Here is a 24,803-nt window from a genome sequence, read left to right on the forward strand (position 1 = left end):
CGCTCTTACCGGGCCGAAGCGAGTTGAGTGAAGGCGGTGCCGAGCCATTGCTGCACGCCATGCATCGTCGCAGCAGAGGTATCGAGGAACGGTTGCGGGTACACGCCGATGAAAATCAGCAACGCTGCCAGACCGACCACCATGATCAGTTCGCGACCATCCATGCCATGCAGCACCGCGTCCGATTTGGACGGGCCGAAGTAGGCACGGTGGATCATGATCAGCGAGTAGACCGAACCGAACACCAGACCGGACGTCGCGAGGATAGTGATGATTGGAGCGCTCGGGAACGTGCCGATCAGGATCAGGAACTCACCCACAAAGTTACCGGTAGCCGGCAAGCCCAGGGACGCGGCTGCGAAGAACAGGCTGACGGCCGGCAGGTAAGCGATCTTCGACCACAGGCCACCCATCTCGCGCATGTCGCGGGTGTGGGTACGCTCGTACAGTTGACCACTGAGGATAAAGAGTGCCGCCGCCGACAGACCGTGCGCCAGCATCTGCATCACAGCGCCTTGCAGCGCCAGTTGGCTGCCGGAGTAGATGCCGATCAACACGAAACCCATGTGGGAAACGGAGGAGTAGGCGATCAGACGCTTGATGTCGGTTTGGGCGAAGGCCAGGAACGCACCGTAGAAGATCCCGATCAGACCCAGGGTCATGGCGAACGGCGCGAACTCGGCCGAAGCATTCGGGAACAGCGGCAGGGCGAAACGCAGCAGACCGTAAGCAGCCGTTTTCAACAAGATACCGGCCAGGTCGACCGAACCCGCTGTCGGTGCCTGTGCGTGAGCGTCAGGCAGCCAGGAGTGGAACGGCACGACCGGCAGTTTCACCGCGAAGGCGATGAAGAAGCCGAGCATCAGGATGTACTCGGTGGTCAGCGACATCTTGGTTTTCAACAGATCGGCGTAGTTGAAGGTAATCACGCCGGTGTCGTTGAAGTTGACCAGTACCAGGCCCAGGATCGCCACCAACATGATCAGGCCGGACGCCTGAGTGAAGATGAAGAACTTGGTCGCCGCGTAGATCCGGGTTTTCTTGCCGTCCGAAGAACTGTGACCCCAGAGCGCGATGAGGAAGTACATCGGCACCAGCATCATTTCCCAGAAGAAGAAGAACATGAACAGGTCGAGGGCGAGAAACACGCCGACGACACCGCCCAGGATCCACATCAGGTTCAAGTGGAAGAAGCCAACGTGACGCTGGATCTCTTTCCACGAGCAGAGTACCGAGAGGATACCCAGCAGACCGGTCAGCAGGATCATCAACAGCGACAGGCCGTCGAGGGCCAGGTGCACGCTGATGCCGAAGCGCTCGATCCAGATGTGCTTGAACTCAAGCGCCCAGGTCGGATCGGCGCCAGGGGCCGGAGCAAATGAATAATTACCGTGGGCCCACAGCCAGAGGCCGAGTGCGAGTTCCAGGGTCATGGTCAACAGCGCAATCCAGCGGGGGAGGGTAGCGCCGAAGCGCTCACCCATCCAGCACAGCAGGCCGCCGATGAAGGGGATCAGGATTAGCCAAGGCAGAATCATGACGGGCTCAATTCCTTTCGCAAGTTCGCAAGGTTCATATCAGACCGCTACCAGCACGATGGCGCCGATGACCAGCACGGAGCCGGCTGCCATCGATGCCGCGTACCAACGCAGTTGACCGGTTTCGGTACGGCTCAGGGCAGTGTGACCACCTTTGGCCATACGCGGGATCAGACCGATGGTCTGGTCGAGCGGGTCTCTGCGCAGTGCGTGGCTGATCGCAAGGTATGGCTTGACGAACAGTTTGTCGTAGATCCAGTCGAAGCCCCAGGCAGCGAACCACCAGGCCGAAAGGAAGCGGCCAATGCCGCTGTTGGCGATTGCAGTGACGAAGCGACGCTTGCCGAGGAACAGCAGTGCGGCCAGCAGGATCCCGGACAGGGCGATGGCGCCCGACGCGATTTCCAGACTGTGCTTGGCTTCGCCACCGGCATGGCCGACGCTTTCCGGCAGCACGCCGTGCAGCGGTGGAACGATCATCGCGCCAATGGCGGTAGACAATACGATCAGCACCGACAGTGGCAGCCAGTGAGCGATGCCGTGACCGGCGTGCGCTTCGGTCTTCACTTCACCGTGGAACGTGATGAAGATCAGGCGGAAGGTGTACAGCGACGTCATGAACGCACCGACCAGACCGGCGTAAAGCAGGCCGTGGTTGCCGCTGGCGAACGCTTCCCAGAGGATTTCGTCCTTGGAGTAGAAGCCTGCGGTCACCAGTGGCAGGGCCGCCAGGGCCGCGCCGCCGACGATGAAGCTGGCGTAGGCCAGTGGCAGTTTCTTCCACAGGCCGCCCATCTTGAAGATGTTCTGCTCGTGGTGGCAGGCAACGATCACCGCACCGGACGCAAGGAACAGCAGCGCCTTGAAGAAGGCGTGGGTCATCAGGTGGAAGATCGCGCCATCCCACGCACCAACGCCCAGCGCCAGGAACATGTAGCCGATCTGGCTCATGGTCGAGTAGGCGAGGATACGTTTGATGTCGGTCTGAACCAGTGCGGCAAAACCGGCGAGTACCAGGGTCACACCGCCGACAACGCCAACCAGGTGCAGGATGTCCGGCGCCAGGGAAAACAGGCCGTGAGTACGGGCGATCAGGTAGACACCGGCGGTTACCATGGTTGCGGCGTGGATCAGTGCCGAAACCGGAGTAGGACCGGCCATCGCGTCCGCCAGCCAGGTTTGCAGCGGCAGTTGCGCGGATTTACCGACAGCGCCGCCCAGCAGCATCAGGGTGGCCATGACCATCCAGAAGTCGCCAGACTGGAATTTCTGTGGTGCCAGAACCAGCAGTTCCTGGATGTTCAGCGTGCCCAGTTGTGCGAACAGGATGAACAGGCCGATGGCCATGAACACGTCGCCGATACGGGTGACGATGAAGGCTTTGAGTGCCGCGTTACCGTTGTTGCGGTTGCTGTAGTAGAAACCGATCAACAGGTACGAGCACAGGCCCACGCCTTCCCAACCGAAGTACAGGAACAACAGGTTATCGCCCAGGACCAGGAACAGCATGCTGGCGATAAACAGGTTGGTGTAGGCGAAGAAGCGCGAGTAACCGGCTTCACCGCGCATGTACCAGGACGCGAACAGGTGGATCAGGAAGCCGACGCCGACCACCACACCCAGCATGGTCAGGGACAGACCATCCAGGTACAGCGCGAAGTTAGGCGTAAAGCCTTCCACCGCCATCCACTGCCACAACACCATGGTGTAGTGACCGCCTTCCGGCGGGGCGACGTTGAATTGCCAGATCACATAAGCCGTGACGATGGCCGACAGTCCAATGGAACCGACGCCAATCAGCGCCGACAGGTTTTCCGAGAGGCGGCCGCGTGAGAACGCCAGCAGCAGGAAACCTATGAGAGGGAATACGAAAGTCAGATAGAGAAGATTCATCCGCGCATCTCGCTGGCAGCGTCGATATCGAGAGTGTGGAAGCGGCGATACAGCTGCAACAGAATCGCCAGGCCAATACTGGCCTCGGCGGCTGCCAGGCTGATCACCAGGATGAACATGATCTGTCCATCCGGCTGCGCCCAGCGGCTACCGGCAACGATGAAGGCCAGTGCGGAGGCATTCATCATGACCTCCAGGCTCATCAGCACGAAGAGAATGTTGCGGCGGACCATCAGGCCGACCAGACCGAGGCAGAACAGGATGCCGGCGACCGCCAGACCATGCTCCATAGGGATAGCAGGCATCGTCATTGCTCCTTGGCTTCGTTGCGGCCCAAGTGGAACGCCGTGACGGCTGCGGCGAGCAGCAGCATCGAGGCGAGTTCGACCACCAGCAGGTAAGGACCGAACAGGCTGATGCCCACGGCCTTGGCGTCTACGGTGGTGTGGCCGACGGCCTGACCGCTGGAGTGGCTGAACAGCACGTACAGCAGTTCAACCAGCAGCAGGGCGCCGAGTGCGACCGGGCCGAGCCAGATGCCGGGCTTGAGCCAGACGCGCTCTTGCTGAACCGAGGCGGGCCCCAGGTTCAGCATCATCACCACGAACACGAACAGCACCATGATGGCGCCAGCGTAGGCGATCACTTCCAGCACACCGGCGAACGGCGCGCCGAGGGCGAAAAACGTCATCGCCACGGCAATCAGCGAAATGATCAGGTAGAGCAGGGCGTGCACGGGGTTGGTGTTGGTGATCACGCGAAGCGTGGACACAACAGCGATACCCGATGCGAAATAGAAAGCGAATTCCATCTTTCTTCCTTAAGGCAGCAAGCTCTTCACGTTGATCGGTTCGGCTTCATTCTGCGCGGCGCCTTTCGGCTTACCGGCAATCGCCATACCTGCAACACGATAGAAGTTGTAATCAGGGTTTTTGCCGGGGCCGGAGATCAACAGATCTTCTTTCTCGTACACCAGGTCCTGACGTTTGAACTCGGCCATCTCGAAATCCGGTGTCAGCTGGATCGCGGTGGTCGGGCAGGCTTCCTCGCAGAGGCCGCAGAAAATGCAGCGCGAGAAGTTGATACGGAAAAACTCCGGGTACCAGCGACCGTCATCGGTTTCAGCTTTCTGCAGCGAGATGCAACCGACCGGGCACGCCACGGCGCATAGGTTGCAGGCTACACAACGCTCTTCGCCGTCGGGGTCGCGGGTCAGGACGATACGGCCACGGAAGCGCGGCGGCAGGTACACGGCTTCTTCCGGGTACTGCAGCGTGTCGCGCTTGCGGAAGGCATGGCCGAAGATCATCACCAGGCTGCGAAGCTGGGTGAAGAAGCCATGCACGATGTCAAATATGTACTTCATGATTCTCTATCCTCACTGAGCCGCGACGGCGGGCGTGTTGAGCAACACGATCGCAGCGGTCACCAGCATGTTGACGAGGGTCAGCGGCAGGCAGAACTTCCAGCTGAAATCCATCACTTGGTCATACCGTGGGCGCGGAATCGAGGCGCGCAGCAGGATGAAGAACATGATGAAGAACGCGGTTTTCAGTGCGAACCAGATGAACGGGATCTGCGGCAGAATACCGAACGGACCGTGCCAGCCACCGAAGAACAGGGTCACCAGCAGCGCCGAAATCAACACGATGCCGATGTACTCGCCGACGAAGAACATGCCCCATTTCATGCCGGCGTATTCAATGTGGTAACCGTCGGCCAGTTCCTGCTCCGCTTCCGGCTGGTCGAACGGGTGACGGTGAGTCACGGCGACGCCAGCAATGAAGAAGGTCAGGAAACCGAAGATCTGCGGAATGACGAACCACAGGTTCTGCGCCTGGTATTCAACGATGTCGCGCATGTTGAACGAGCCAACCTGGATCACGATGCCCATCAGCGACAGGCCCATGAACACTTCGTACGACACGGTTTGTGCCGAGGCCCGCAAGCTGCCCAACAGGGCGAACTTGTTGTTACTCGACCAGCCGGCGAACAGCACCGCGTAGACCGACAGACCGGCCATGGCGAAGAAGAACAGGATGCCGATGTTGATATCCGCCACACCCCAGGTCGGGGTGATCGGGATGATCGCGAAGGCAATCAGCAAGGCGCTCATGGCCACGACCGGTGCCAAGGTGAAGATCACCTTGTCGGCGAACGGCGGGGTCCAGTCTTCCTTGAAGAACATCTTGATCATGTCGGCCGCGATCTGGAACGCGCCGAACGGGCCGACGCGGTTCGGACCGTAACGGTCCTGCCAGAGGGCGAGCAAACGACGCTCGACCCAGCTCAACAGCGCGCCGCACACCACGACGGCGAGCAGAATCACGATGGCCTTGAGGACCGCGATGATCACGTCAATCACTTCAGGCGTGAACCAGGTCATTGAGCTGCCTCCTGCAGACCGTCAACGGATTTGCCAAAGATCGCTGGCGGAATGCCGGCGATACCGGCCGGCAATGCGACCAGGCCGGCACCCAGCTCTTCGTTGATGCGCAGCGGCAGACGCAGGGTCTGGCCAGCAACGCTCAAGCTCAGCATGGCACCGTCATTGACACCCAGACGGTCGGCTTCGGATTTGGCCAGCGACACGTAAGCGGCCGGGATGCGCTCCTGAACCGGCTCGGCTTTGGAAGAGTTCTCTTCGCTGCCGAACAGGTGGAAGAACGGCACAACCTGCCAGGTGCCTGGAGCCGGGTTGAACGCGCGAGGAACACTGGCGAACCAGTTCAGCGAGTCACCGGTGCTTTCGATCAGGCGGGTGCCCGGGTCGCCAGCGCGGATGTGACCACCGACTTCGTCCTGGAACTTGTTCCAGGCTTGCGGCGAGTTCCAGCCCGGAGACCAGGCGAATGGCACTTGCTGACGCGGTTCGACCGAGCCCGAGTAACCTTCCATGGAGAACGAGAACGCGGTGTCGTTGTCCTGGGAAGTACGCGGTTCGTGCACGCTGATGTCGGCGCGCATGGCGGTCCGGCCGCTGTAACGCAGCGGTTCGCGAGCCAGTTTCAGGCCCTTGATGCGGAACGCGGCGGACGGTGCGGCGCTGACAATGCCGGCCAGTTGCGGAGTGCTTGCGGCACAGGCAGCGGTGACGTGGTCCAGTTGGGTCCAGTCGATCGGCTGGTTCAACAGGGTGGCGCGCAAGGCATGCAGCCAGCGCCAGCCTTCGTGAACCATGATGCTTGCGTCGAGGTAAGTCGGGTCGAAGACCTGGAAGAAGCGCTGGGCGCGACCTTCCTGGCTGACCAGCGTACCGTCGCCTTCAGCGAAGCTGGCCGCTGGCAGAACCAGGTGCGCGCGATCGCTGGTGGCGGTCTTCTGATGGTCCGCCACGATCACCACTTTCGCGGCGTTCAGGGCAGCATCGACCTTGGCTTTGTCAGTACGGGTGTACAGATCGTTTTCCAGCACGACGATGGCGTCAGCCTTGCCGTCGATCACGGCTTGCAGCGCTGCATCGACCGAGTCGCCACCGAGCATGGCCAGGCCGAGGCTGTTGGCCTCTGGCACGATCAGGCTGATGGAACCGTTCTTCTCGCGAAGCTTCAGGGCCTTGGCGATGTTTGCCGCGGCTTCGATCAGTGCCTTGGAACCCAGCGAAGTACCGGCAATGATCAGCGGACGCTTGGCGGCAAGCAGGGCGTCGGCAATGCGCTTGGCCAGCTCAAGAGCTTCAGCGTCCAGGCCTTCAACGGCAGGCGCGCTGGCGTCGAGGGCGTGAGCCACGGCGAAACCGATGCGGGCCAGGTCGTCTGGCGCAGCGTGAACGCATTCTTCAGCGATGTCGTCGAGCTTGGTTTCAGCCAGGCTGGCGATAAACAGCGGGTTCAGAGCGTTCTGACCGATGTTCTTCACCGCGGCGTCGAGCCAAGGCTGAACGCGCATGGCGTCGGCCATGTCTTCGGCTTTGCCTTTGACCGATTGACGCAGGGACAGGGCCATACGCGCAGCGGTCTGGGTCAGGTCTTCGCCGAGGACGAAGATCGCATCGTGGTCTTCGATGTCGCGCATGTTCGGGATCGGCAGCGGGCTGTCTTTCAGCACCTGCATGACCAGACGAATGCGTTCCAGCTCGGCGGCTTCGATACCGGAGTAGAAGTGCTCGGCACCGACCAGTTCGCGCAACGCGTAGTTGCTTTCGAGGCTGGCACGTGGCGAACCGATACCGACGATGTTGCGACCGCGCAGCAGGTCGGCGGCTTTATCCAGCGCTTCGTCGAGGGTCAGCTTGGCGCCGTTGGCCAGCAATGCCTGACGCGGGCGATCCTTGCGGTTGACGTAGCCATAGCCGAAACGGCCACGGTCGCACAGGAAGTACTGGTTTACCGAACCGTTGAAACGGTTTTCGATACGACGCAGTTCACCGTAGCGCTCGCCCGGGGAGATGTTGCAACCGCTGGAGCAGCCATGGCAGATGCTCGGCGAGAACTGCATGTCCCACTTGCGGTTGTAGCGCTCGGAGTGAGTCTTGTCGGTGAACACACCGGTCGGGCAGACCTCGGTGAGGTTGCCGGAGAACTCGCTTTCCAGGGTGCCGTCTTCAACGCGACCGAAGTACACGTTGTCGTGGGCGCCGAATACACCGAGGTCGGTGCCGCCGGCGTAGTCTTTATAGAAGCGCACGCAGCGGTAGCAAGCGATGCAGCGGTTCATTTCGTGGGAAATGAACGGGCCCAGTTGCTGGTTCTGGTGAGTACGCTTGGTGAAGCGATAACGGCGCTCGTTGTGGCCGGTCATCACCGTCATGTCTTGCAGGTGGCAGTGACCGCCTTCTTCACAGACCGGGCAGTCGTGAGGGTGGTTGGTCATCAGCCATTCAACGACGCTGGCGCGAAACACTTTCGCTTCTTCGTCGTCGATGGAGATCCAGCTGCCGTCGGTGGCGGGGGTCATGCAGGACATGACGATCCGACCACGCTTGTCGTTTTCGTCGGTGTACTGCTTGACCGCGCACTGGCGGCAAGCGCCAACGCTGCCCAGGGCTGGGTGCCAGCAGAAATAAGGGATATCGAGGCCTAGCGACAGACATGCCTGTAACAGGTTGTCTGCCCCATCGACTTCGAGCTCTTTGCCGTCTACGTGGATAGTGGCCATGGTTCAAAGTTCTTCGTTGGCCCGGTGTCAGCGGGCGTGGCTAATGGAATCTTGTTATTCGCGTGAATCAACACAGCCGCTTGCGGCGTCATCACACGAAAAGCTGCGGGCACGGACCCTTCGCTTTTTTAAGCGTTTACGCGCCGACTACGATCGGCCTTGCCAGAGGCGGGACGACGGCGCTGGTAGGCGCGATGCCGGCTTCGAACTCATGGCGGAAGTATTTGATTGCGCTGCCCAACGGCTCCACGGCGCCCGGTGCGTGAGCACAGAAGGTCTTGCCAGGGCCGAGGAAACCGACCAGACCCAGCAGGGTCTCGATATCGCCGGCTTGCCCTTCACCGTTCTCGATGGCGCGCAGAAGCTTGACGCTCCACGGCAAACCGTCACGGCACGGGGTGCAGAAACCGCAGGATTCGCGGGAGAAGAACTCTTCCATGTTGCGCAGCAGGGAAACCATGTTGACGCTGTCGTCCACCGCCATGGCCAGGCCGGTACCCATACGGGTGCCCACTTTGGCGATGCCGCCGGCGTACATTTGTGCGTCCAGGTGTTCCGGCAACAGGAAACCGGTACCGGCGCCGCCTGGCTGCCAGCACTTGAGCTTGTAACCGTCGCGCATGCCGCCGGCGTAGTCTTCGAACAACTCGCGACCGGTGACGCCGAACGGCAATTCCCACAGGCCCGGGTTCTTGACCTTGCCGGAGAAGCCCATGAGCTTGGTGCCCATGTCTTCACTGCCTTCGCGGGCCAACGATTTGTACCAGTCCACGCCGTCGGCAATGATCGCCGGCACGTTGCACAGGGTTTCAACGTTGTTCACGCAAGTCGGCTTGCCCCACACGCCAACGGCGGCAGGGAAGGGCGGCTTGGAGCGCGGGTTGGCGCGGCGGCCTTCGAGGGAGTTGATCAGTGCGGTTTCTTCACCGCAGATGTAACGCCCGGCGCCGGTGTGGACGAACAGCTCGAAATCGAAGCCGCTGCCCAGGATGTTTTTACCCAGCAGGCCTGCTGCCTTGGCTTCTTCCACGGCACGGTTCAGGTGCTTGGCGGCGGTGGTGTATTCGCCACGCAGGAAGATGTAGCCACGGTAGGTTTTCAGCGCGCGAGCACTGATCAGCATGCCTTCGATCAGCAGATGGGGCAGTTGCTCCATCAGCATGCGGTCTTTCCAGGTGTTCGGTTCCATCTCGTCCGCGTTGCACAGCAGGTAGCGGATGTTGATGGATTCGTCTTTGGGCATCAGGCCCCACTTAACGCCCGTGGGGAAGCCTGCACCGCCGCGACCTTTAAGACCGGAGTCCTTCACGGTCTGGACGATGTCGTCCTGAGCCATGTCGGCGAAAGCCTTGCGCGCAGCCGCGTAGCCGTTCTTGGCCTGGTATTCGTCGAGCCATACGGCTTCGCCGTCGTCACGCAGACGCCAGGTCAGCGGGTGAGTCTCGGCCGAACGCTTGATGCGGTTGGCTGGACCGAAGGAAGTCAGGGTCATACGTAGCCCTCGAGCAATTTGGCAACGCCGGCAGGCTGCACATCACCGAATGTGTCGTCGTCGATCATCAACGCCGGCGCCTTGTCGCAGTTGCCGAGGCAGCAGACCGGCAGCAGGGTGAAACGACCGTCGGCGGTGGTCTGACCCAGGCCGATGCCCAGATTGCTCTGGATTTCGCTGACGACCGATTCATGGCCACCGATGTAGCAGACCATGCTGTCGCAGACGCGAATGATGTGACGGCCGACTGGCTGACGGAAGATCTGGCTGTAGAACGTCGCCACCCCTTCAACGTCGCTGGCCGGGATGCCGAGGATCTCGCCGATGGCGTAGAGCGCGCCATCAGGCACCCAGCCACGTTCCTTCTGGACGATCTTCAGGGCTTCGATCGACGCCGCGCGCGGGTCTTCGTAGTGATGCAGCTCGTGCTCGATGGCCGAGCGCTCGGTTTCGCTCAGGGCGAAACGGTCTGTCTGGATAAGCGTGCTATTCATGCTTAGCGGTCCACGTCGGCCATAACGAAATCGATACTACCCAGGTACGCAATCAAGTCCGCGACCATGCTGCCTTTGATCACCGAAGGGATCTGCTGCAGGTGCGGGAAGCTTGGGGTGCGAATCCGGGTGCGGTAGCTCATGGTGCCGCCATCGCTCGTCAGGTAATAACTGTTGATGCCCTTGGTCGCTTCGATCATCTGGAAGGATTCGTTGGCCGGCATGACCGGGCCCCACGAAACTTGCAGGAAGTGCGTGATCAGGGTCTCGATGTGTTGCAGCGTGCGCTCTTTCGGCGGCGGCGTGGTCAGCGGGTGATCCGCCTTGTACGGGCCTTCCGGCATGTTGCGCATGCACTGCTCGATGATCTTCAGGCTCTGGCGCATTTCTTCGACACGCACGATGCAACGGTCGTAGGCGTCGCCATTGGCCGCCAGCGGCACTTCGAATTCGAAGTTCTCGTAGCCGGAGTACGGACGAGCTTTACGCAGGTCGAAATCGCAACCGGTCGAACGCAGGCCGGAACCGGTGACGCCCCATTCCAGGGCTTCTTTGGTGTTGTAGGCGGCGACGCCGATGGTCCGGCCACGCAGGATGCTGTTGTCCAGTGCGGCTTTCTGGTATTCGTCCAGACGCTTTGGCATCCACTCGATGAAGTCTTTTACCAGTTTTTCCCAGCCGCGCGGCAGGTCGTGAGCGACGCCACCGATGCGGTACCAGGCCGGGTGCAGACGGAAACCGGTAATGGCTTCGATCACCGTGTACGCCTTCTGACGGTCGGTGAACGTGAAGAACACCGGGGTCATGGCGCCGACGTCCTGGATGTAAGTCCCCAGGAACAGCAGGTGGCTGGTGATCCGGAAGAACTCGGCCATCATGATGCGGATGACGTCGACCTTCTCGGGCACCTTGATGCCGGCCAGCTTCTCGACCGAGAGCACGTACGGCAGGTTGTTCATCACGCCGCCGAGGTAGTCGATACGGTCGGTGTACGGAATGAAGCTGTGCCAGGACTGACGCTCGGCCATCTTCTCGGCACCACGGTGGTGGTAACCGACGTCCGGTACGCAATCGACGATCTCTTCACCGTCCAGCTGCAGAATGATGCGGAACGCACCGTGCGCGGAAGGGTGGTTAGGGCCGAGGTTGAGGAACATGTAGTCCTCGTTCGCCCCGGAACGCTTCATGCCCCAGTCTTCAGGCTTGAAGCGCGCGGCTTCTTCCTCAAGCTGTTGCTTGGCCAGGGTCAGGCTGAACGGGTCGAACTCGGTGGCACGGGCCGGGAAGTCCTTGCGCAGCGGGTGACCTTCCCAGGTCGGCGGCATCATGATGCGGGTCAGGTGCGGGTGACCGGCAAAGTTGATGCCGTACATGTCCCACACTTCACGCTCGTACCAGTTGGCGTTCGGCCAGATGCCGGTCACGGTCGGCACGCTGAGGTCGCTCTCGGACAAGGCGACCTTGATCATTACGTCACTATTACGTTCGATCGACATCAAGTGATAGAACACAGTGAAGTCAGCGCCGCTTGGCAGCCCTTGACGCTTGGTGCGCAGACGCTCGTCCACGCCGTGCAGGTCATAGAGCATGACGTACGGCTTGGGCAGGTTGCGCAGGAAGGTCAGGACTTCGACGAGTTTGGCACGGGCAACCCAAAGCACCGGCATGCCGGTGCGGGTAGGCTGGGCGGTGAACGCCTCGGGGCCAAAACGGTTGTTCAGTTCGACGACCACATCCTGGTCGTCTGCCTTATAAGGCGGGATGTACAGAGCACTGCCTGTAGTCATGGTTATTTATCGCTTTCGGTCAACGTAAAGAATGAAGCCAGGTTCTCGTTCTATAAAAGAAGCAGGTCTGGATCAGACTTCGTCGGGGCTGCGCAGGTTGGTGACTGCGATTCGCTGTTCGCGGCGCTGTTCCTTTTGCGAAGGCATCTCGGCGCGGTATACGCCTTGATCGCCGACGACCCAGGAAAGCGGACGACGCTCCTGTCCAATCGACTCTTGCAAGAGCATCAAGCCTTGCAGAAAAGCTTCAGGACGGGGCGGGCAGCCAGGCACGTAGACGTCCACGGGCAGGAACTTGTCCACCCCTTGAACGACTGAGTAGATGTCGTACATGCCACCGGAGTTGGCGCACGAACCCATGGAGATAACCCATTTAGGTTCGAGCATTTGCTCGTAGAGACGCTGAATGATCGGCGCCATCTTGATGAAGCAGGTACCGGCGATAACCATGAAATCCGCCTGACGCGGCGATGCCCGGATAACCTCGGCGCCAAAGCGCGCGATGTCGTGGGGCGCCGTGAAGGCGGTGGTCATTTCCACGTAGCAGCACGAAAGACCGAAGTTATACGGCCACAGGGAGTTCTTGCGCCCCCAGTTGATCGTGCCGTTAAGCACGTCTTCGAGCTTGCCCATGAAAATGTTTTTGTGGACTTGATCTTCTAACGGATCGGAAACGGTTTCCCGTTCGCCAATCGGATACTGCTCGTTAGGAGCATCGGGGTCGATCCTGGTGAGATTGTATTGCATTGCCAAAGCCTCATTGTTTCAGCTTCGCTTGCCGCTTAAGACGAGCTGCCGGAGCCCAGTCAAGGGCGCCCACTCGAAATAGGTAGACAAGGCCTGCCAACAGAATTGCTATGAAAACGAGAGCTTCGACGAATCCGGTCCAGCCGCTTTCGCGGACGGACACAGACCAGGCAAAGAGAAAAAGGGCTTCGATATCGAAGATCACGAAGAGCATCGCGACCAGATAGAATTTTGCAGAGAGCCGCAGACGGGCGCCACCTGTAGGCAGCATGCCGGATTCGAACGGTTCGTTTTTGCTGCGGCCCCAGGCTTTTGACCCGAGGAGGCTGGAGACGCCGAGCATGAAGGCACAAAGGCCGACGACGCCCAGAAGGAAAATGGCAAAGCCCCAGTTGTGGGCCATGAGTCCTGTCGCTTCGGGCATGCTGGTAATCCTTAACAGAGAGCAAAGGTCTCTGAGCTTGAAAAGAAACAAAGCAGTGACGATATGTCGCAGCAATCAATCCCGCTGATTTTATGGCACAACACCGTGCAAGTAAAATTCCTATAGCGAAATTATTTACAGGAATAAGGACATAGCGCACCTCCAAAACCCCGCAGCCCATGCGGTTCGGGCATTAGCCGGCATTTCATCAATTATGTTTTGTAGGGAATGTAACGAACATAGTTTCGGCTAAATGATAATCAATATTGTTTGTGGTGGTTTTTAAACTGTTTAACAGGTTAATGGGTGGGAAGTTGTCTTACATGCACGTAACAACAAGTAGTGAGCGGGGTCGTTTTACCTTCTTTTCCTGATCGAGAAAATGCTCTGGATCAAGGTTTTTCCCGGATTCACCGCTGACCACTGTGGGAGTGAGCCTGCTCGCGATAGCGTCCGGTCAGTCGAAACTGTGCTGCCTGACCGGACGCTATCGCGAGCAGGCTCACTCCTACAGGTTATGTGTTCGCTGAGGAAATCGCAGGCAAAAAAACGCCCCGAACCAGTCGGGGCGTCAGATGTGCGACGCTGCGGTTAGCTTTCTATTCGGTCCGCAACGGCCGTTTGCTCAGGCGAAGCAGATCAGTGGAACTGTTCTTCTTCAGTCGAACCGGTCAGCGCGGTTACCGAAGACGAGCCACCTTGAATCACGGTGGTCATGTCGTCGAAGTAGCCGGTGCCCACTTCCTGCTGGTGAGCCACGAAGGTGTAGCCCTTCGAAGCGTCAGCGAACTCTTGCTCTTGCAGCTTCACGTAGGCAGTCATGTCGTTGCGGGCGTAGTCGTGCGCCAGGTTGAACATGCTGTGCCACATGTTGTGAATGCCGGCCAGGGTGATGAACTGGTGCTTGTAACCCATGGCGGACAGTTCGCGCTGGAACTTGGCGATGGTCGCGTCGTCCAGGTTTTTCTTCCAGTTGAAGGAAGGCGAGCAGTTGTACGACAGCAGTTGGTCCGGGTATTCCTTTTTGATCGCTTCAGCGAAGCGACGAGCCTCGTCCAGATCCGGCTTGGCGGTTTCGCACCAGATCAGGTCGGCGTACGGAGCGTAAGCCAGGCCGCGAGCGATCGCCTGGTCCAGGCCGGCGCGCACTTTGTAGAAGCCTTCCTGGGTGCGTTCGCCAGTCACGAATGGCTGGTCGTACGGGTCGCAATCGGAAGTCAGCAGGTCAGCCGCGTTAGCGTCGGTACGAGCCAGGATGATGGTCGGAGTACCGGCAACGTCAGCCGCCAGACGGGCAGCGGTCAGCTTCTGTACAGCTTCCTGGGTAGGAACCAGTACCTTGCCGCCCATGTGGCCGCATTTTTTCACGGAAGCCAGTTGGTCTTCGAAGTGAACGCCGGCGGCGCCTGCTTCGATCATGCTTTTCATCAGCTCGTAAGCGTTCAGTACGCCGCCGAAACCGGCTTCAGCGTCAGCCACGATCGGTGCGAAGTAGTCGATGTAGCCTTCGTCACCTGGGCCTTTACCGGCTTTCCACTGGATCTGGTCAGCACGACGGAACGAGTTGTTGATGCGCTTGACCACGGTTGGAACCGAATCCACCGGGTACAGCGACTGGTCCGGGTACATCGATTCGGCGGAGTTGTTGTCCGCAGCCACTTGCCAGCCCGACAGGTAGATTGCCTGGATACCGGCTTTGACTTGTTGTACAGCCTGGCCGCCGGTCAGGGCGCCCATGCAGTTGACGAAATCTTTATCAGGACGGAAGGATGGCTTGGCGCCCTGGGTCACCAGGTTCCACAGCTTCTCGGCGCCCAATTTTGCAAAGGTGTGCTCAGGTTGAACCGAGCCACGCAGGCGGACGACGTCAGCAGCGGAGTAAGCGCGTGTCACGCCTTTCCAGCGTGGGTTTTCAGCCCAATCTTTTTCGAGGGCTGCAATTTGCTGTTCGCGTGTCAGTGCCATGGGGATAAACCTCGTCGCGTCTTTAATCGAAAGTGGTTCTGGGTGGACAATTCCTGCGTGCCAATTACGCATTTAAAGGGGCGTAAAAGGCTGCTCGCTGACCAGAAGCTTAGGCGGTCAAGTCGGATTCGGCGGGGGTGGCGACGGGATGAACGATGGGCTCGAGGGGAAGTGAGCAGGTAAGGGCGAACTGGCGAGCGCATTCGGGCGTCGTGGGCCTTGGTACGAACTTCAGTGTGGAGCCGGGTTACCTAATTACGCTTCCGTCCCTCGGGACAACTTCGTTCCAGTCGGCAACCTCGTCAAACACACCTTGTGGGCGGTACAGACACGAAGCGGCTCGCGGGGTAGGTGCGAACGGCGCCTCGAAGGCCCTTGCCAGGGCCCCTGATTAGCGGGAGCGAGGCCATCATGCCTTTGCTTTTTTGTATCGTCAAACGTTTTGTAGTGCTTTTTTTATGGCACTACATCTTTGGTCTAATACGACTAATCAGTCAGTTTTCGGTGGTTTAGTCCAAAGTATCGACTTTCACCCGCAGGGTCATGTCATCGCGGCCCTGAGTCGAGTAGCTGCGGGTCTGGCCCTGTTTATCGGCCTGAGTCTGGCGGTTTACGCCGGCCAGGGTGATCCATTCGCCCAGTCGTCCCGTGACAGTTGTGTCGGTACTTTGCACATTCACTACATCGGGACGTTCCTGGCTCATGCGGTCACGGTTTGTGCTGATCGCCAGGTGAACGATCTCCCCGGTGACGCTGGCGGTGACGTAGAAACCCTGGGTGACGTTGCGGTATTCGGTCTGGCTGCGCAGGTCGCCGTAGGAATCGGTCTGAGTGCTGGTGAGCGGAACGCTCTGGCCGACCTGGATCAGAGCCGGCGTGCCTTCGCTGGCCTGGATCTGCTGAATCCCGCCGTCACGGCTGTCGGTGCTGCGATTGATGATGCGAGTCTGGCTCGGTTTGGCGCCATTTACCGAGTAACCCTGATCGCCCTGGAAGTTGTTTTCGTTGGTGTCGACAGTGATCAACAGGCGTTTGGCGGCGACGTCGAGTTGGGAAATCAGGGCCTTAAGTTCGTCGATCTTGCGCTGATCGGCATTGACGATCAGCTGATTGCCGTAGGCGCTGACTTGGCCTTCCTTGCCGATGAAATTCTGCGCGATGGGCAGCATGTCGTCGCTGGTGCGGTAGTTCAGTGGCACGATCTCGGTGGCTGCAATGGCCGAAAAACTGCAGCTCAGCAGCAGCGTGATGAGCAGGGTGCGTAGGGACATATCCGTTATCTCCGACATCTTGAAGTGTTGATATTGCCAGTTTGTCGGCCCGGCGTGGGGCAAGTTGAATCGTAGACAGCAAAACGCCCCGGCATCCTAGGATGCCGGGGCGTTTCGGGGAGTTCTTCAGGGCCTCATCGCGAGCAGGCTCACTCCTACAAGGTCTGGCGTAATCCTTGTAGGAGTGAGCCTGCTCGCGATGGCCGCGCCGCGGTGTCAGGCTGAGTGACGCACCATGTCCACATGCGGAATCCCGGCTTCCAGGAATTCCTCACTGACCAGGCTGAAGCCCAGGCGCTCATAGAACGCCGTGGCCTGCACTTGCGCGCTCAACATCTGCTGCTTGAGCCCGCGCTTCTCGGCTTCACCGATCACCGCGTGCATCAGCGCATCGCCGACTTTCAATCCGCGCCAGTCTTTCAGCACCGATACCCGGCCGACGTGGCCATCGGGCAGCAGGCGGGCGGTGCCAATCGGAAAGTCGCCTTCGAAGGCCAGAAAATGCACCGCCGTCGCGTCATCAGCATCCCATTCCAGTTCGGGTGGAACGGATTGCTCGGCGATGAACACCGTCTCACGAATGCGCCGGATCTCGGCGTTGTCCTTTTGCCAGTCTGCGACACGTACGTGAATTTTATTCATCGGCAAACCCCAGGCTTCCTTGCTTGATCAGTTCGCACAGCAGGCCGCGACCGTCTTCGTCGGTCAGCCAGTCGCCGAGATTGTCGATGTGCAGCGCGTCTGCGGCGCAAATCATCTTCAGCAGCTCGCGCAGTTTGCCTGGCAGGTAACGGCTCTGGCCGCTGGCGAACAGCAGCAGGTCGTCATCGACTTCGGACCAGGCCAGGCGTGCGCTCGGGTTGCGGATCAGTACTGCGCCTTGCTCAAGGCTGGTGAGCAGGTCGTCTTCTTCGATCTCTTCCGGACCCGCCACCAGTTCCGGGTAGCGCGGCTCGGTCATGAACTGGCCGAACCAGGTCAGCAGCAGGCGCTCGTCGCTCATGTGCTCGGCCAGCAAGGCTTTCAGGCGATCGAGGGCGTCGTGCTGAATCTGATGTGGATCGACGGCAGGCAGCGCGTCGGCATCGGTATAACGCTCTTCGTCCGACAGAAACTGGCTGAGGAAGTCGGTGAAGTGAGTCAGCACTTCAGCGGCGCTCGGCGCACGGAAACCGACCGAGTAGGTCAGGCAGTCATCAACAGCAACACCGCAGTGGGCCAGGCGCGGCGGCAGGTAGAGCATGTCGCCCGGTTCCAGAACCCATTCGTCGGTGGCTTCGAAGTCGGCAAGGATTCGCAGGTCGGCGTGTTGCAGCAGCTTGCTCTCGGAATCGCACATCTGGCCGATTTTCCAGTTGCGCTTGCCGTGACCTTGCAGCAGGAACACGTCGTAGTTGTCGAAGTGCGGACCGACGCTGCCACCCGGGGCGGCAAAGCTGATCATCACGTCGTCGATACGCCAGCTCGGCAGGAAGCGGAAGTTTTCCAGCAGCTCGGCGACTTCCGGTACGAACTGGTCAACCGCTTGAACCAACAGAGTCCAGTCACGTTCCGGCAGCTTGCTGAATTCGTCTTCGGCGAACGGGCCGCGGCGCATTTCCCACGGGCGCTCGCCATTCTCGATGATCAGGCGTGACTCGACTTCTTCTTCCAGCGCCAGGCCGGCCAGTTCGTCGGCGTCGATCGGGCTTTCGAATTCAGGAATCGCCTGACGGATCAGCAGGGGTTTTTTCTGCCAGTAGTCGCGCAGGAATTCGCGCGCCGTGATGCCGCCCAGGAGTTGAAGAGGAATGTCAGGATTCATGTGTAACCTATTGAAAAAAAGCACTTTTCAGACGGGAATAAAAACGCCCGGCGCTGCCGGGCGTCTCAAAAGGGTAAAGCGGTCGATCAGATGCGTTTGGCTTGCTCTACAGCGTTGCCGATGTAGTTCGCCGGGGTGAGCAGTTTCAGCTCGGCCTTGGCGGCGGCTGGCATGTCCAGGCCGTCGATGAAAGTTTGCAGCGCTTCAGGGCTGATGCCCTTGCCACGGGTCAACTCTTTCAGTTTTTCGTACGGGTTCTCGATGTTGTAGCGACGCATCACGGTCTGGATTGGCTCGGCCAATACTTCCCAGCACGCGTCCAGGTCAGCAGCGATTTTCTGAGCGTTGAGCTCGAGTTTGCTGATGCCTTTCAGGCTGGCTTCGTACGCGATCACGCTGTGGGCGAAGCCGACACCGAGGTTGCGCAGCACGGTGGAGTCGGTCAGGTCGCGCTGCCAGCGGGAGATCGGCAGCTTGCTTGCCAAATGCTGGAACAGTGCGTTGGCGATACCCAGGTTGCCTTCGGAGTTTTCGAAGTCGATCGGGTTGACCTTGTGCGGCATGGTCGACGAACCGATTTCGCCAGCGATAGTGCGCTGTTTGAAATAACCCAGGGAGATGTAGCCCCAGATGTCGCGGTCGAAGTCGATCAGGATGGTGTTGAAGCGCGCGATCGCGTCGAACAGCTCGGCGATGTAGTCGTGCGGTTCGATCTGCGTGGTGTACGGGTTGAAGCCCAGGCCCAGCTCGTCTTCGATGAAGGCGCGGGCGTTCTCTTCCCAATCGATCTCAGGGTAGGCCGACAGGTGAGCGTTGTAGTTGCCGACAGCGCCGTTGATCTTGCCCAGCAGCGGAACGGCAGCGACTTGAGCGATCTGACGCTCCAGACGGTAAACCACGTTCGCCAGCTCTTTGCCCAGGGTGGTCGGCGAAGCCGGTTGACCGTGGGTGCGCGACAGCATCGGCACGTCGGCGAAACGGATGGCCAGTTCGCGGATGGCTTCGGCAGTCTGGCGCATCAGCGGCAGCATCACGTCATCACGGCCTTCGCGCAGCATCAGGGCGTGGGACAGGTTGTTGATGTCCTCGCTGGTGCAGGCAAAGTGGATGAATTCGCTGACAGCAGCCAGTTCCGGCAGCTTGGCCGCTTGCTCTTTGAGCAGGTACTCAATGGCTTTGACGTCGTGGTTGGTGGTGCGCTCGATCTCTTTGACACGCTCGGCGTGCTCCAGAGCGAAGTTTTCCGCCAGGGTGTTCAGCACAGCGTTGGCTTCGGCGGAGAACGCCGGCACTTCGCTGATGCCAGGGTGAGCGGCCAGGCGCTGGAGCCAGCGCACTTCAACCAGAACGCGAGCACGGATCAGGCCGTATTCGCTGAAAATTGGGCGCAGGGCCTGGGTTTTGCCGGCGTAGCGGCCGTCAACAGGGGAAACCGCAGTGAGCGAAGAAAGCTGCATGGGGTGTTCTCGGACAGTCGGGCAACGAAATGGGGCGCGTATCATACATGAAAAAATCCGCCGGTCCGTTGCCAACTGACCAGCGTCTTACGCGTTACAAAATACAAAGGGTCTTGCGGGCGCGGTTCAGCTGCTGCGCATCAGCGGGTAAAGCTCTTTCAGCAACTTGCGACGGCTGATCACCAGCTGCCAGCGATGACCGCCCAACTGCCGCCACAGGCGCGCCGAACGAATTCCGGCCAGCAACAGGGCGCGGATTTTCGAAGCGTTGCTCGGTTGCTGCAGGTTGCGCATGTCGCCATGGACCTGAATTCGCTGGCGCAGGGTGCTCAGGGTGTCCTGATACAGGGCGCCGCACGCTGCGATGACGTTTTCGTGAGCCGGGCCGAAGTGCTCGACCTGGGACTGAATCTGCGGCAGACGCTTGCCGATCACATCGAGCATGTCGTTGCGCTTGGCCAGTTGACGCTCCAGCCCGAGCATCGCCAGCGCATAGCGCAGCGGTTCGCGCTGAAGGGTGCTCGGGTCGCGTTCCAGGGCGCCGATCAATGCGCGGTAACCTTCACGCAGATTGATGTCGTCGCCGCCGTAGACTTCCAGAGTGTCCTTGGGGTCGCGAATCAGCAGGCTGCCGAGCATGCAGGTCAGGCCGGCTTCGGCGGTCTGGCCGGTCTTGGCGATCTTGTCGACCAGCACGGCGGCGAGGAACACGCCGCCCAGTGCCGTCAGTTGCTCCTGAGTCGGGCTCATTGCTGCTCGCCTTGAGGAGTGCCTTTGCTGGTCCACGGCTCCGCGACTTCGATCACGCCGCCGCCGAGGCAGATTTCACCGTCGTAGAACACCACGGACTGGCCTGGGGTGACCGCGCGTTGCGGGTCATCGAAGGTCGCGCGGTAGCCGGTGGCGGTTTTTTCCAGCGTGCACGGCTGGTCGCTTTGGCGATAGCGGACTTTAGCGGTCAGCCGGCGCGGTTCGCTCAGGTCGATCGGGTTGACCCAATAGATGTCTGAGGCGAGCAGGGCGCGGGAGAACAGGTATGGATGGTCATTGCCCTGGCCAACGATCAATTCGTTGTGCTCCAGGTCTTTGATCAGCACGTACCACGGCTCGTCACTGGCGTCTTTCAAGCCGCCGATGCCCAGGCCCTGGCGCTGACCGATGGTGTGATACATCAAGCCGTGGTGACGGCCGATGACTTCACCTTCGGTGGTCTTGATCTCGCCCGGTTGGGCCGGCAGGTACTGCTTGAGGAAGTCGCTGAAGCGGCGTTCGCCGATAAAGCAGATCCCGGTGGAATCCTTTTTCTTCGCGGTGGCGAGTTCGTGTTTCTCGGCAATCGCGCGGACTTCGGGTTTTTCCAGCTCGCCGACCGGGAACAGGGTCTTGGCGATCTGTTCGCCGCCGACGGCGTGCAGGAAGTAGCTCTGGTCCTTGTTCGGGTCCAGGCCCTTGAGCAGCTCGGTGCGACCATCGATGTCGCGGCGACGCACGTAGTGACCGGTGGCGATCAGGTCGGCGCCGAGCATCATGGCGTAGTCGAGGAACGCCTTGAACTTGATCTCGCGGTTACACAGGATGTCCGGATTCGGCGTGCGACCGGCCTTGTATTCGGCCAGGAAGTGCTCGAACACGTTGTCCCAGTACTCGGCGGCGAAGTTGGCGGTGTGCAGCTTGATGCCAATCTTGTCGCACACGGCCTGAGCGTCCGCCAGGTCATCCATGGCGGTGCAGTATTCCGTTCCATCGTCTTCTTCCCAGTTCTTCATGAACAGGCCTTCCACCTCATAACCCTGCTCAATCAGCAGGAGAGCGGAAACGGAAGAGTCCACGCCGCCGGACATGCCGACAATGACGCGCTTCTTTTGTGTGTCAGAAGGGGCTGGATCACGCATAGGGATTCAATGAGTGTCTTGAAAAAGGACGCGATTCTAACAGGCCGAAGCCCGCAAGGCTAAAGAGAAGGGCGGATCAGTTCGAGACCGAAGTGTTGGCCGTCCAGATAATCATCGATACAGCGGATGATCAGCTCACTGCGCCAGTTTGCGCGCTGTGCCAGCAGTTCGTCACGCGTCAGCCATTTTGCGCCGACGATGCCGTCGTCCAGCTGGTAGTCGGGGTGATGCTTCAGTGGTTTTGCGGTGAAGCAGACCCGCTGATAAGTCACGCCGTTACTCGGGGCGGTGTAGAGGTAAATGCCCACCACGCCAGTCGGCTCGACGTCCCAGCCGGTTTCTTCGAGGGTTTCGCGTACGGCGGCTTCGATCAGGGTTTCGTCCGGGTCGAGGTGACCGGCGGGCTGGTTGAGCACCGTTCGTCCACCCTTGGATTCTTCGACCATCAGGAAGCGGCCGTTGTCTTCGACGATGGTGGCGACGGTGATGTGGGGTTTCCAGTCCATAAAGCTTCCTCGATATCCAATGTTGAAACACGGTCCAATGTAGGAGTGAGCCTGCTCGCGATAGCGCAATGTCAGTCACCACAGATGTTGAATGGTATACCGCAATCGCGAGCAGGCTCACTCCTACAGGGAATTGTGTGAAGCCCGAAAACAGAAACCCCGGCGCAGGGCCGGGGCTTCTTTGCATCCTTACAACCTTAAACCAGCGCAGCGATCGCGGCGTTGAAAGTGTTGCTTGGGCGCATGGCCTTGCTGATCAGCTCGGCATTGGCGTGGTAGTAACCGCCGATGTCCACTGGCTTGCCCTGAACGGCGTTGAGCTCGGCAACGATGGTTGCTTCGTTCTCGGTCAGGGTCTTGGCCAGTTCGCCGAACTGCGCTTGCAGTGCAGTGTCTTCGGTCTGGGCAGCCAGGGCTTGAGCCCAGTACAGCGCCAGGTAGAAGTGGCTGCCGCGGTTGTCGATGTTGCCGACTTTACGCGACGGCGACTTGTTGTTGTCCAGGAACTGGCCGGTGGCCTGATCCAGGGTCTTGGCCAGAACCAGCGCCTTAGGGTTGTTGTAGGTAACACCCAGGTGCTCAAGGGAAGCGGCCAGGGCCAGGAACTCGCCCAGGGAATCCCAACGCAGGAAGTTCTCTTCCAGCAGTTGCTGAACGTGCTTCGGTGCCGAACCGCCGGCGCCGGTTTCGAACAGGCCACCGCCGTTCATCAGCGGAACGATCGACAGCATCTTGGCGCTGGTGCCCAGTTCCATGATCGGGAACAGGTCAGTCAGGTAGTCGCGCAGTACGTTGCCGGTCACCGAGATGGTGTCCTTGCCTTCGCGAGTACGGCCCAGGGTGAAGGCCATCGCGTCGACTGGCGACATGATGCGGATGTCCAGGCCGGAGGTGTCGTGATCCTTCAGGTAGGCCTGAACTTTCTCGATCACTACACCGTCGTGGGCGCGCATTGGGTCCAGCCAGAAAATCGCTGGAGTGGCGCTTGCGCGAGCACGGTTGACGGCCAGTTTGACCCAGTCCTGGATCGGCGCGTCTTTGGTCTGGCACATGCGGAAGATGTCGCCGGCTTCAACCGATTGCTCCAGCAGCAGGCCGCCTTTACCGTCGGTAACGCGGACAACGCCGTTCGCCTTGATCTGGAACGTCTTGTCGTGCGAGCCGTATTCTTCGGCTTTTTTCGCCATCAGGCCAACGTTTGGCACGCTGCCCATGGTGGTTGGATCGAAAGCGCCGTGCAGCTTGCAGTCTTCGATCACCGCCTGGTAGATGGTGGCGTAGCAGCGATCCGGGATCACAGCCTTGGTGTCGTGCAGCTGACCGTCAGTGCCCCACATTTTGCCGGAGTCACGGATCATCGCCGGCATCGAGGCGTCGACGATAACGTCGCTCGGTACGTGCAGGTTGGTGATGCCTTTGTCGGAGTTGACCATGGCCAGCGACGGACGAACGGCGTAGACCGCCTGGATGTCCGCTTCGATCTGCGCTTGCTGCTCAGCCGGCAGGGCTTTGATGCGAGCGTACAGGTCGCCGATGCCGTTGTTCAGGTTGAAGCCGATCTGAGCCAGCACGTCAGCGTGCTTGGCCAGTGCGTCTTTATAGAACTCGGCAACGATCTGGCCGAACATGATCGGGTCGGAGACCTTCATCATGGTGGCTTTCAAGTGAACCGACAGCAGCACGCCTTTTTGCTTGGCGTCTTCGATCTCGGCAGCGATGAAGCTGCGCAGAGCGTTTTTGCTCATGACCGCGCAATCGAGGATCTCACCGGCTTGCACGGTGGTTTTTTCTTTCAGGACGGTGGTGGTGCCGTCTTGAGCGATCAGTTCGATTTTGACGGCGTCAGCGGCGTCGATCAGGGCAGCTTTTTCGCTGCCGTAGAAATCGCCGGTGCTCATGTGCGCGACGTGGGACTTGGAGTCCGCAGCCCAGGCGCCCATTTTGTGTGGGTGCTTGCGTGCATAGTTCTTGACCGACAGCGGGGCACGACGATCGGAGTTGCCTTCGCGCAGAACCGGGTTCACGGCGCTGCCCTTGATCTTGTCGTAACGCGACTTGGCGAGCTTGTCGGCGTCGCTGGTCACGGTTTCCGGGTAGTCAGGCAGTGCGAAGCCCTGGGCTTGCAGTTCCTTGATCGCGGCTTGCAGTTGCGGAACCGAGGCGCTGATGTTCGGCAACTTGATGATGTTGGCTTCAGGCGTAACGGCCAGGTCGCCCAGTTCGGCGAGGTGGTCGGCTACGGCTTTGTCACCCAGTTGCTCGGGGAAGCTGGCCAGGATGCGCCCTGCAAGAGAGATATCGCGGGTTTCCACGGCGATATCAGCGGAGGCGGTGAAGGCCTCTACGATAGGCAACAGTGAATAGGTGGCGAGGGCGGGAGCTTCGTCGGTGAAGGTATAGATGATCTTCGAGCGGGTGGGCATATTCGGATTAACT

Annotated in this window: 21 protein-coding genes; all 21 read right to left on the bottom strand. The window is 59.9% G+C overall.

What is annotated here, in order from left to right:
• Positions 1–5 precede the first annotated feature (5 nt).
• Complete coding sequence (nuoM, locus tag QF010_RS08660; protein ID WP_033057076.1) at positions 6–1,538, bottom strand: NADH-quinone oxidoreductase subunit M; 1,533 nt, start codon at positions 1,536–1,538, stop codon at positions 6–8.
• Positions 1,539–1,577: 39 nt separating this feature from the next.
• The gene (gene nuoL / locus QF010_RS08665; protein WP_429510556.1) at positions 1,578–3,431 is read right to left on the bottom strand and encodes an NADH-quinone oxidoreductase subunit L; all 1,854 of its coding nucleotides are present in this window, start codon (positions 3,429–3,431) and stop codon (positions 1,578–1,580) included.
• Positions 3,428–3,736 (bottom strand): NADH-quinone oxidoreductase subunit NuoK, encoded by a 309-nt coding sequence (nuoK, locus tag QF010_RS08670; RefSeq protein ID WP_007946416.1) that lies wholly within the window; start codon positions 3,734–3,736, stop codon positions 3,428–3,430. The genes nuoL and nuoK overlap by 4 nt, the downstream gene beginning before the upstream one ends.
• Positions 3,737–3,738: 2 nt before the next feature.
• Positions 3,739–4,242 carry an NADH-quinone oxidoreductase subunit J gene (gene nuoJ, locus QF010_RS08675; protein ID WP_033057072.1) on the bottom strand — a complete coding sequence of 168 codons (504 nt, stop codon included), beginning with the start codon at positions 4,240–4,242 and terminating at the stop codon, positions 3,739–3,741.
• Between the two features lie 9 nt (positions 4,243–4,251).
• Positions 4,252–4,797, bottom strand: a complete 546-nt coding sequence (nuoI, locus tag QF010_RS08680; RefSeq protein ID WP_019648466.1) for an NADH-quinone oxidoreductase subunit NuoI — start codon at positions 4,795–4,797, stop codon at positions 4,252–4,254.
• A 12-nt stretch (positions 4,798–4,809) separates the two neighbouring features.
• Positions 4,810–5,817 (bottom strand): NADH-quinone oxidoreductase subunit NuoH, encoded by a 1,008-nt coding sequence (gene nuoH / locus QF010_RS08685; RefSeq protein WP_008146046.1) that lies wholly within the window; start codon positions 5,815–5,817, stop codon positions 4,810–4,812.
• Positions 5,814–8,528, bottom strand: coding sequence for an NADH-quinone oxidoreductase subunit NuoG (gene nuoG / locus QF010_RS08690; protein WP_429532907.1), 2,715 nt, complete (start codon positions 8,526–8,528; stop codon positions 5,814–5,816). Before nuoG ends, nuoH begins: the two co-directional genes overlap by 4 nt.
• Positions 8,529–8,664: 136 nt before the next feature.
• A complete protein-coding gene (nuoF, locus tag QF010_RS08695) occupies positions 8,665–10,020 on the bottom strand; it encodes an NADH-quinone oxidoreductase subunit NuoF (RefSeq protein ID WP_008146041.1) in 1,356 nt (451 codons plus the stop codon).
• The gene (gene nuoE / locus QF010_RS08700; RefSeq protein ID WP_008146039.1) at positions 10,017–10,514 is read right to left on the bottom strand and encodes an NADH-quinone oxidoreductase subunit NuoE; all 498 of its coding nucleotides are present in this window, start codon (positions 10,512–10,514) and stop codon (positions 10,017–10,019) included. Before nuoE ends, nuoF begins: the two co-directional genes overlap by 4 nt.
• Positions 10,515–10,516: 2 nt before the next feature.
• A complete protein-coding gene (gene nuoC / locus QF010_RS08705; protein WP_008146037.1) occupies positions 10,517–12,301 on the bottom strand; it encodes an NADH-quinone oxidoreductase subunit C/D in 1,785 nt (594 codons plus the stop codon).
• Positions 12,302–12,373: 72 nt separating this feature from the next.
• Entirely contained in the window at positions 12,374–13,048 is a 675-nt protein-coding gene (locus QF010_RS08710; RefSeq protein ID WP_008146035.1) for a NuoB/complex I 20 kDa subunit family protein, read from the bottom strand.
• Between the two features lie 10 nt (positions 13,049–13,058).
• A complete protein-coding gene (locus QF010_RS08715) occupies positions 13,059–13,472 on the bottom strand; it encodes an NADH-quinone oxidoreductase subunit A (RefSeq protein WP_008146033.1) in 414 nt (137 codons plus the stop codon).
• A gap of 639 nt (positions 13,473–14,111) precedes the next feature.
• Positions 14,112–15,437, bottom strand: a complete 1,326-nt coding sequence (aceA, locus tag QF010_RS08720; RefSeq protein ID WP_033057066.1) for an isocitrate lyase — start codon at positions 15,435–15,437, stop codon at positions 14,112–14,114.
• Between the two features lie 509 nt (positions 15,438–15,946).
• A complete protein-coding gene (locus QF010_RS08725) occupies positions 15,947–16,708 on the bottom strand; it encodes a secretin N-terminal domain-containing protein (protein ID WP_429532908.1) in 762 nt (253 codons plus the stop codon).
• Positions 16,709–16,924: 216 nt separating this feature from the next.
• Positions 16,925–17,350 carry a GNAT family N-acetyltransferase gene (locus QF010_RS08730; protein WP_033057062.1) on the bottom strand — a complete coding sequence of 142 codons (426 nt, stop codon included), beginning with the start codon at positions 17,348–17,350 and terminating at the stop codon, positions 16,925–16,927.
• Positions 17,343–18,512, bottom strand: coding sequence for a ribosomal protein uL16 3-hydroxylase (locus QF010_RS08735; protein ID WP_429532909.1), 1,170 nt, complete (start codon positions 18,510–18,512; stop codon positions 17,343–17,345). Before QF010_RS08735 ends, QF010_RS08730 begins: the two co-directional genes overlap by 8 nt.
• Positions 18,513–18,598: 86 nt before the next feature.
• Positions 18,599–19,969, bottom strand: coding sequence for an adenylosuccinate lyase (purB, locus tag QF010_RS08740; protein ID WP_027925117.1), 1,371 nt, complete (start codon positions 19,967–19,969; stop codon positions 18,599–18,601).
• Between the two features lie 126 nt (positions 19,970–20,095).
• Positions 20,096–20,719 carry a high frequency lysogenization protein HflD gene (hflD, locus tag QF010_RS08745; RefSeq protein WP_033057057.1) on the bottom strand — a complete coding sequence of 208 codons (624 nt, stop codon included), beginning with the start codon at positions 20,717–20,719 and terminating at the stop codon, positions 20,096–20,098.
• The gene (gene mnmA / locus QF010_RS08750; protein WP_008146022.1) at positions 20,716–21,861 is read right to left on the bottom strand and encodes a tRNA 2-thiouridine(34) synthase MnmA; all 1,146 of its coding nucleotides are present in this window, start codon (positions 21,859–21,861) and stop codon (positions 20,716–20,718) included. The genes hflD and mnmA overlap by 4 nt, the downstream gene beginning before the upstream one ends.
• Positions 21,862–21,920: 59 nt before the next feature.
• Positions 21,921–22,367, bottom strand: a complete 447-nt coding sequence (locus QF010_RS08755; RefSeq protein ID WP_033057055.1) for an NUDIX hydrolase — start codon at positions 22,365–22,367, stop codon at positions 21,921–21,923.
• Between the two features lie 197 nt (positions 22,368–22,564).
• The gene (locus QF010_RS08760) at positions 22,565–24,790 is read right to left on the bottom strand and encodes an NADP-dependent isocitrate dehydrogenase (protein WP_033057053.1); all 2,226 of its coding nucleotides are present in this window, start codon (positions 24,788–24,790) and stop codon (positions 22,565–22,567) included.
• Positions 24,791–24,803: the final 13 nt, after the last annotated feature.

Source organism: Pseudomonas silensiensis (assembly GCF_050434865.1).
Taxonomy (GTDB): domain Bacteria; phylum Pseudomonadota; class Gammaproteobacteria; order Pseudomonadales; family Pseudomonadaceae; genus Aquipseudomonas; species Aquipseudomonas fluorescens_W.

What these genes read in the sequence shown, in the direction of transcription:
- nuoF (WP_008146041.1), bottom strand. Translation starts at nt 10,020, where the DNA reads ATGACCCTGACTTCCTTCGGTCCAGCCAACCGCATCAAGCGTTCGGCC.
- nuoH (WP_008146046.1), bottom strand. Translation starts at nt 5,817, where the DNA reads ATGACCTGGTTCACGCCTGAAGTGATTGACGTGATCATCGCGGTCCTC.
- mnmA (WP_008146022.1), bottom strand. Translation starts at nt 21,861, where the DNA reads ATGCGTGATCCAGCCCCTTCTGACACACAAAAGAAGCGCGTCATTGTC.
- hflD (WP_033057057.1), bottom strand. Translation starts at nt 20,719, where the DNA reads ATGAGCCCGACTCAGGAGCAACTGACGGCACTGGGCGGCGTGTTCCTC.
- nuoJ (WP_033057072.1), bottom strand. Translation starts at nt 4,242, where the DNA reads ATGGAATTCGCTTTCTATTTCGCATCGGGTATCGCTGTTGTGTCCACG.
- nuoE (WP_008146039.1), bottom strand. Translation starts at nt 10,514, where the DNA reads ATGAATAGCACGCTTATCCAGACAGACCGTTTCGCCCTGAGCGAAACC.
- QF010_RS08730 (WP_033057062.1), bottom strand. Translation starts at nt 17,350, where the DNA reads ATGAATAAAATTCACGTACGTGTCGCAGACTGGCAAAAGGACAACGCC.
- QF010_RS08715 (WP_008146033.1), bottom strand. Translation starts at nt 13,472, where the DNA reads ATGCCCGAAGCGACAGGACTCATGGCCCACAACTGGGGCTTTGCCATT.
- nuoC (WP_008146037.1), bottom strand. Translation starts at nt 12,301, where the DNA reads ATGACTACAGGCAGTGCTCTGTACATCCCGCCTTATAAGGCAGACGAC.
- nuoI (WP_019648466.1), bottom strand. Translation starts at nt 4,797, where the DNA reads ATGAAGTACATATTTGACATCGTGCATGGCTTCTTCACCCAGCTTCGC.
- aceA (WP_033057066.1), bottom strand. Translation starts at nt 15,437, where the DNA reads ATGGCACTGACACGCGAACAGCAAATTGCAGCCCTCGAAAAAGATTGG.
- QF010_RS08710 (WP_008146035.1), bottom strand. Translation starts at nt 13,048, where the DNA reads ATGCAATACAATCTCACCAGGATCGACCCCGATGCTCCTAACGAGCAG.
- QF010_RS08735 (WP_429532909.1), bottom strand. Translation starts at nt 18,512, where the DNA reads ATGAATCCTGACATTCCTCTTCAACTCCTGGGCGGCATCACGGCGCGC.
- QF010_RS08725 (WP_429532908.1), bottom strand. Translation starts at nt 16,708, where the DNA reads ATGTCCCTACGCACCCTGCTCATCACGCTGCTGCTGAGCTGCAGTTTT.
- purB (WP_027925117.1), bottom strand. Translation starts at nt 19,969, where the DNA reads ATGCAGCTTTCTTCGCTCACTGCGGTTTCCCCTGTTGACGGCCGCTAC.
- nuoL (WP_429510556.1), bottom strand. Translation starts at nt 3,431, where the DNA reads ATGAATCTTCTCTATCTGACTTTCGTATTCCCTCTCATAGGTTTCCTG.
- nuoG (WP_429532907.1), bottom strand. Translation starts at nt 8,528, where the DNA reads ATGGCCACTATCCACGTAGACGGCAAAGAGCTCGAAGTCGATGGGGCA.
- nuoK (WP_007946416.1), bottom strand. Translation starts at nt 3,736, where the DNA reads ATGCCTGCTATCCCTATGGAGCATGGTCTGGCGGTCGCCGGCATCCTG.
- QF010_RS08760 (WP_033057053.1), bottom strand. Translation starts at nt 24,790, where the DNA reads ATGCCCACCCGCTCGAAGATCATCTATACCTTCACCGACGAAGCTCCC.
- nuoM (WP_033057076.1), bottom strand. Translation starts at nt 1,538, where the DNA reads ATGATTCTGCCTTGGCTAATCCTGATCCCCTTCATCGGCGGCCTGCTG.
- QF010_RS08755 (WP_033057055.1), bottom strand. Translation starts at nt 22,367, where the DNA reads ATGGACTGGAAACCCCACATCACCGTCGCCACCATCGTCGAAGACAAC.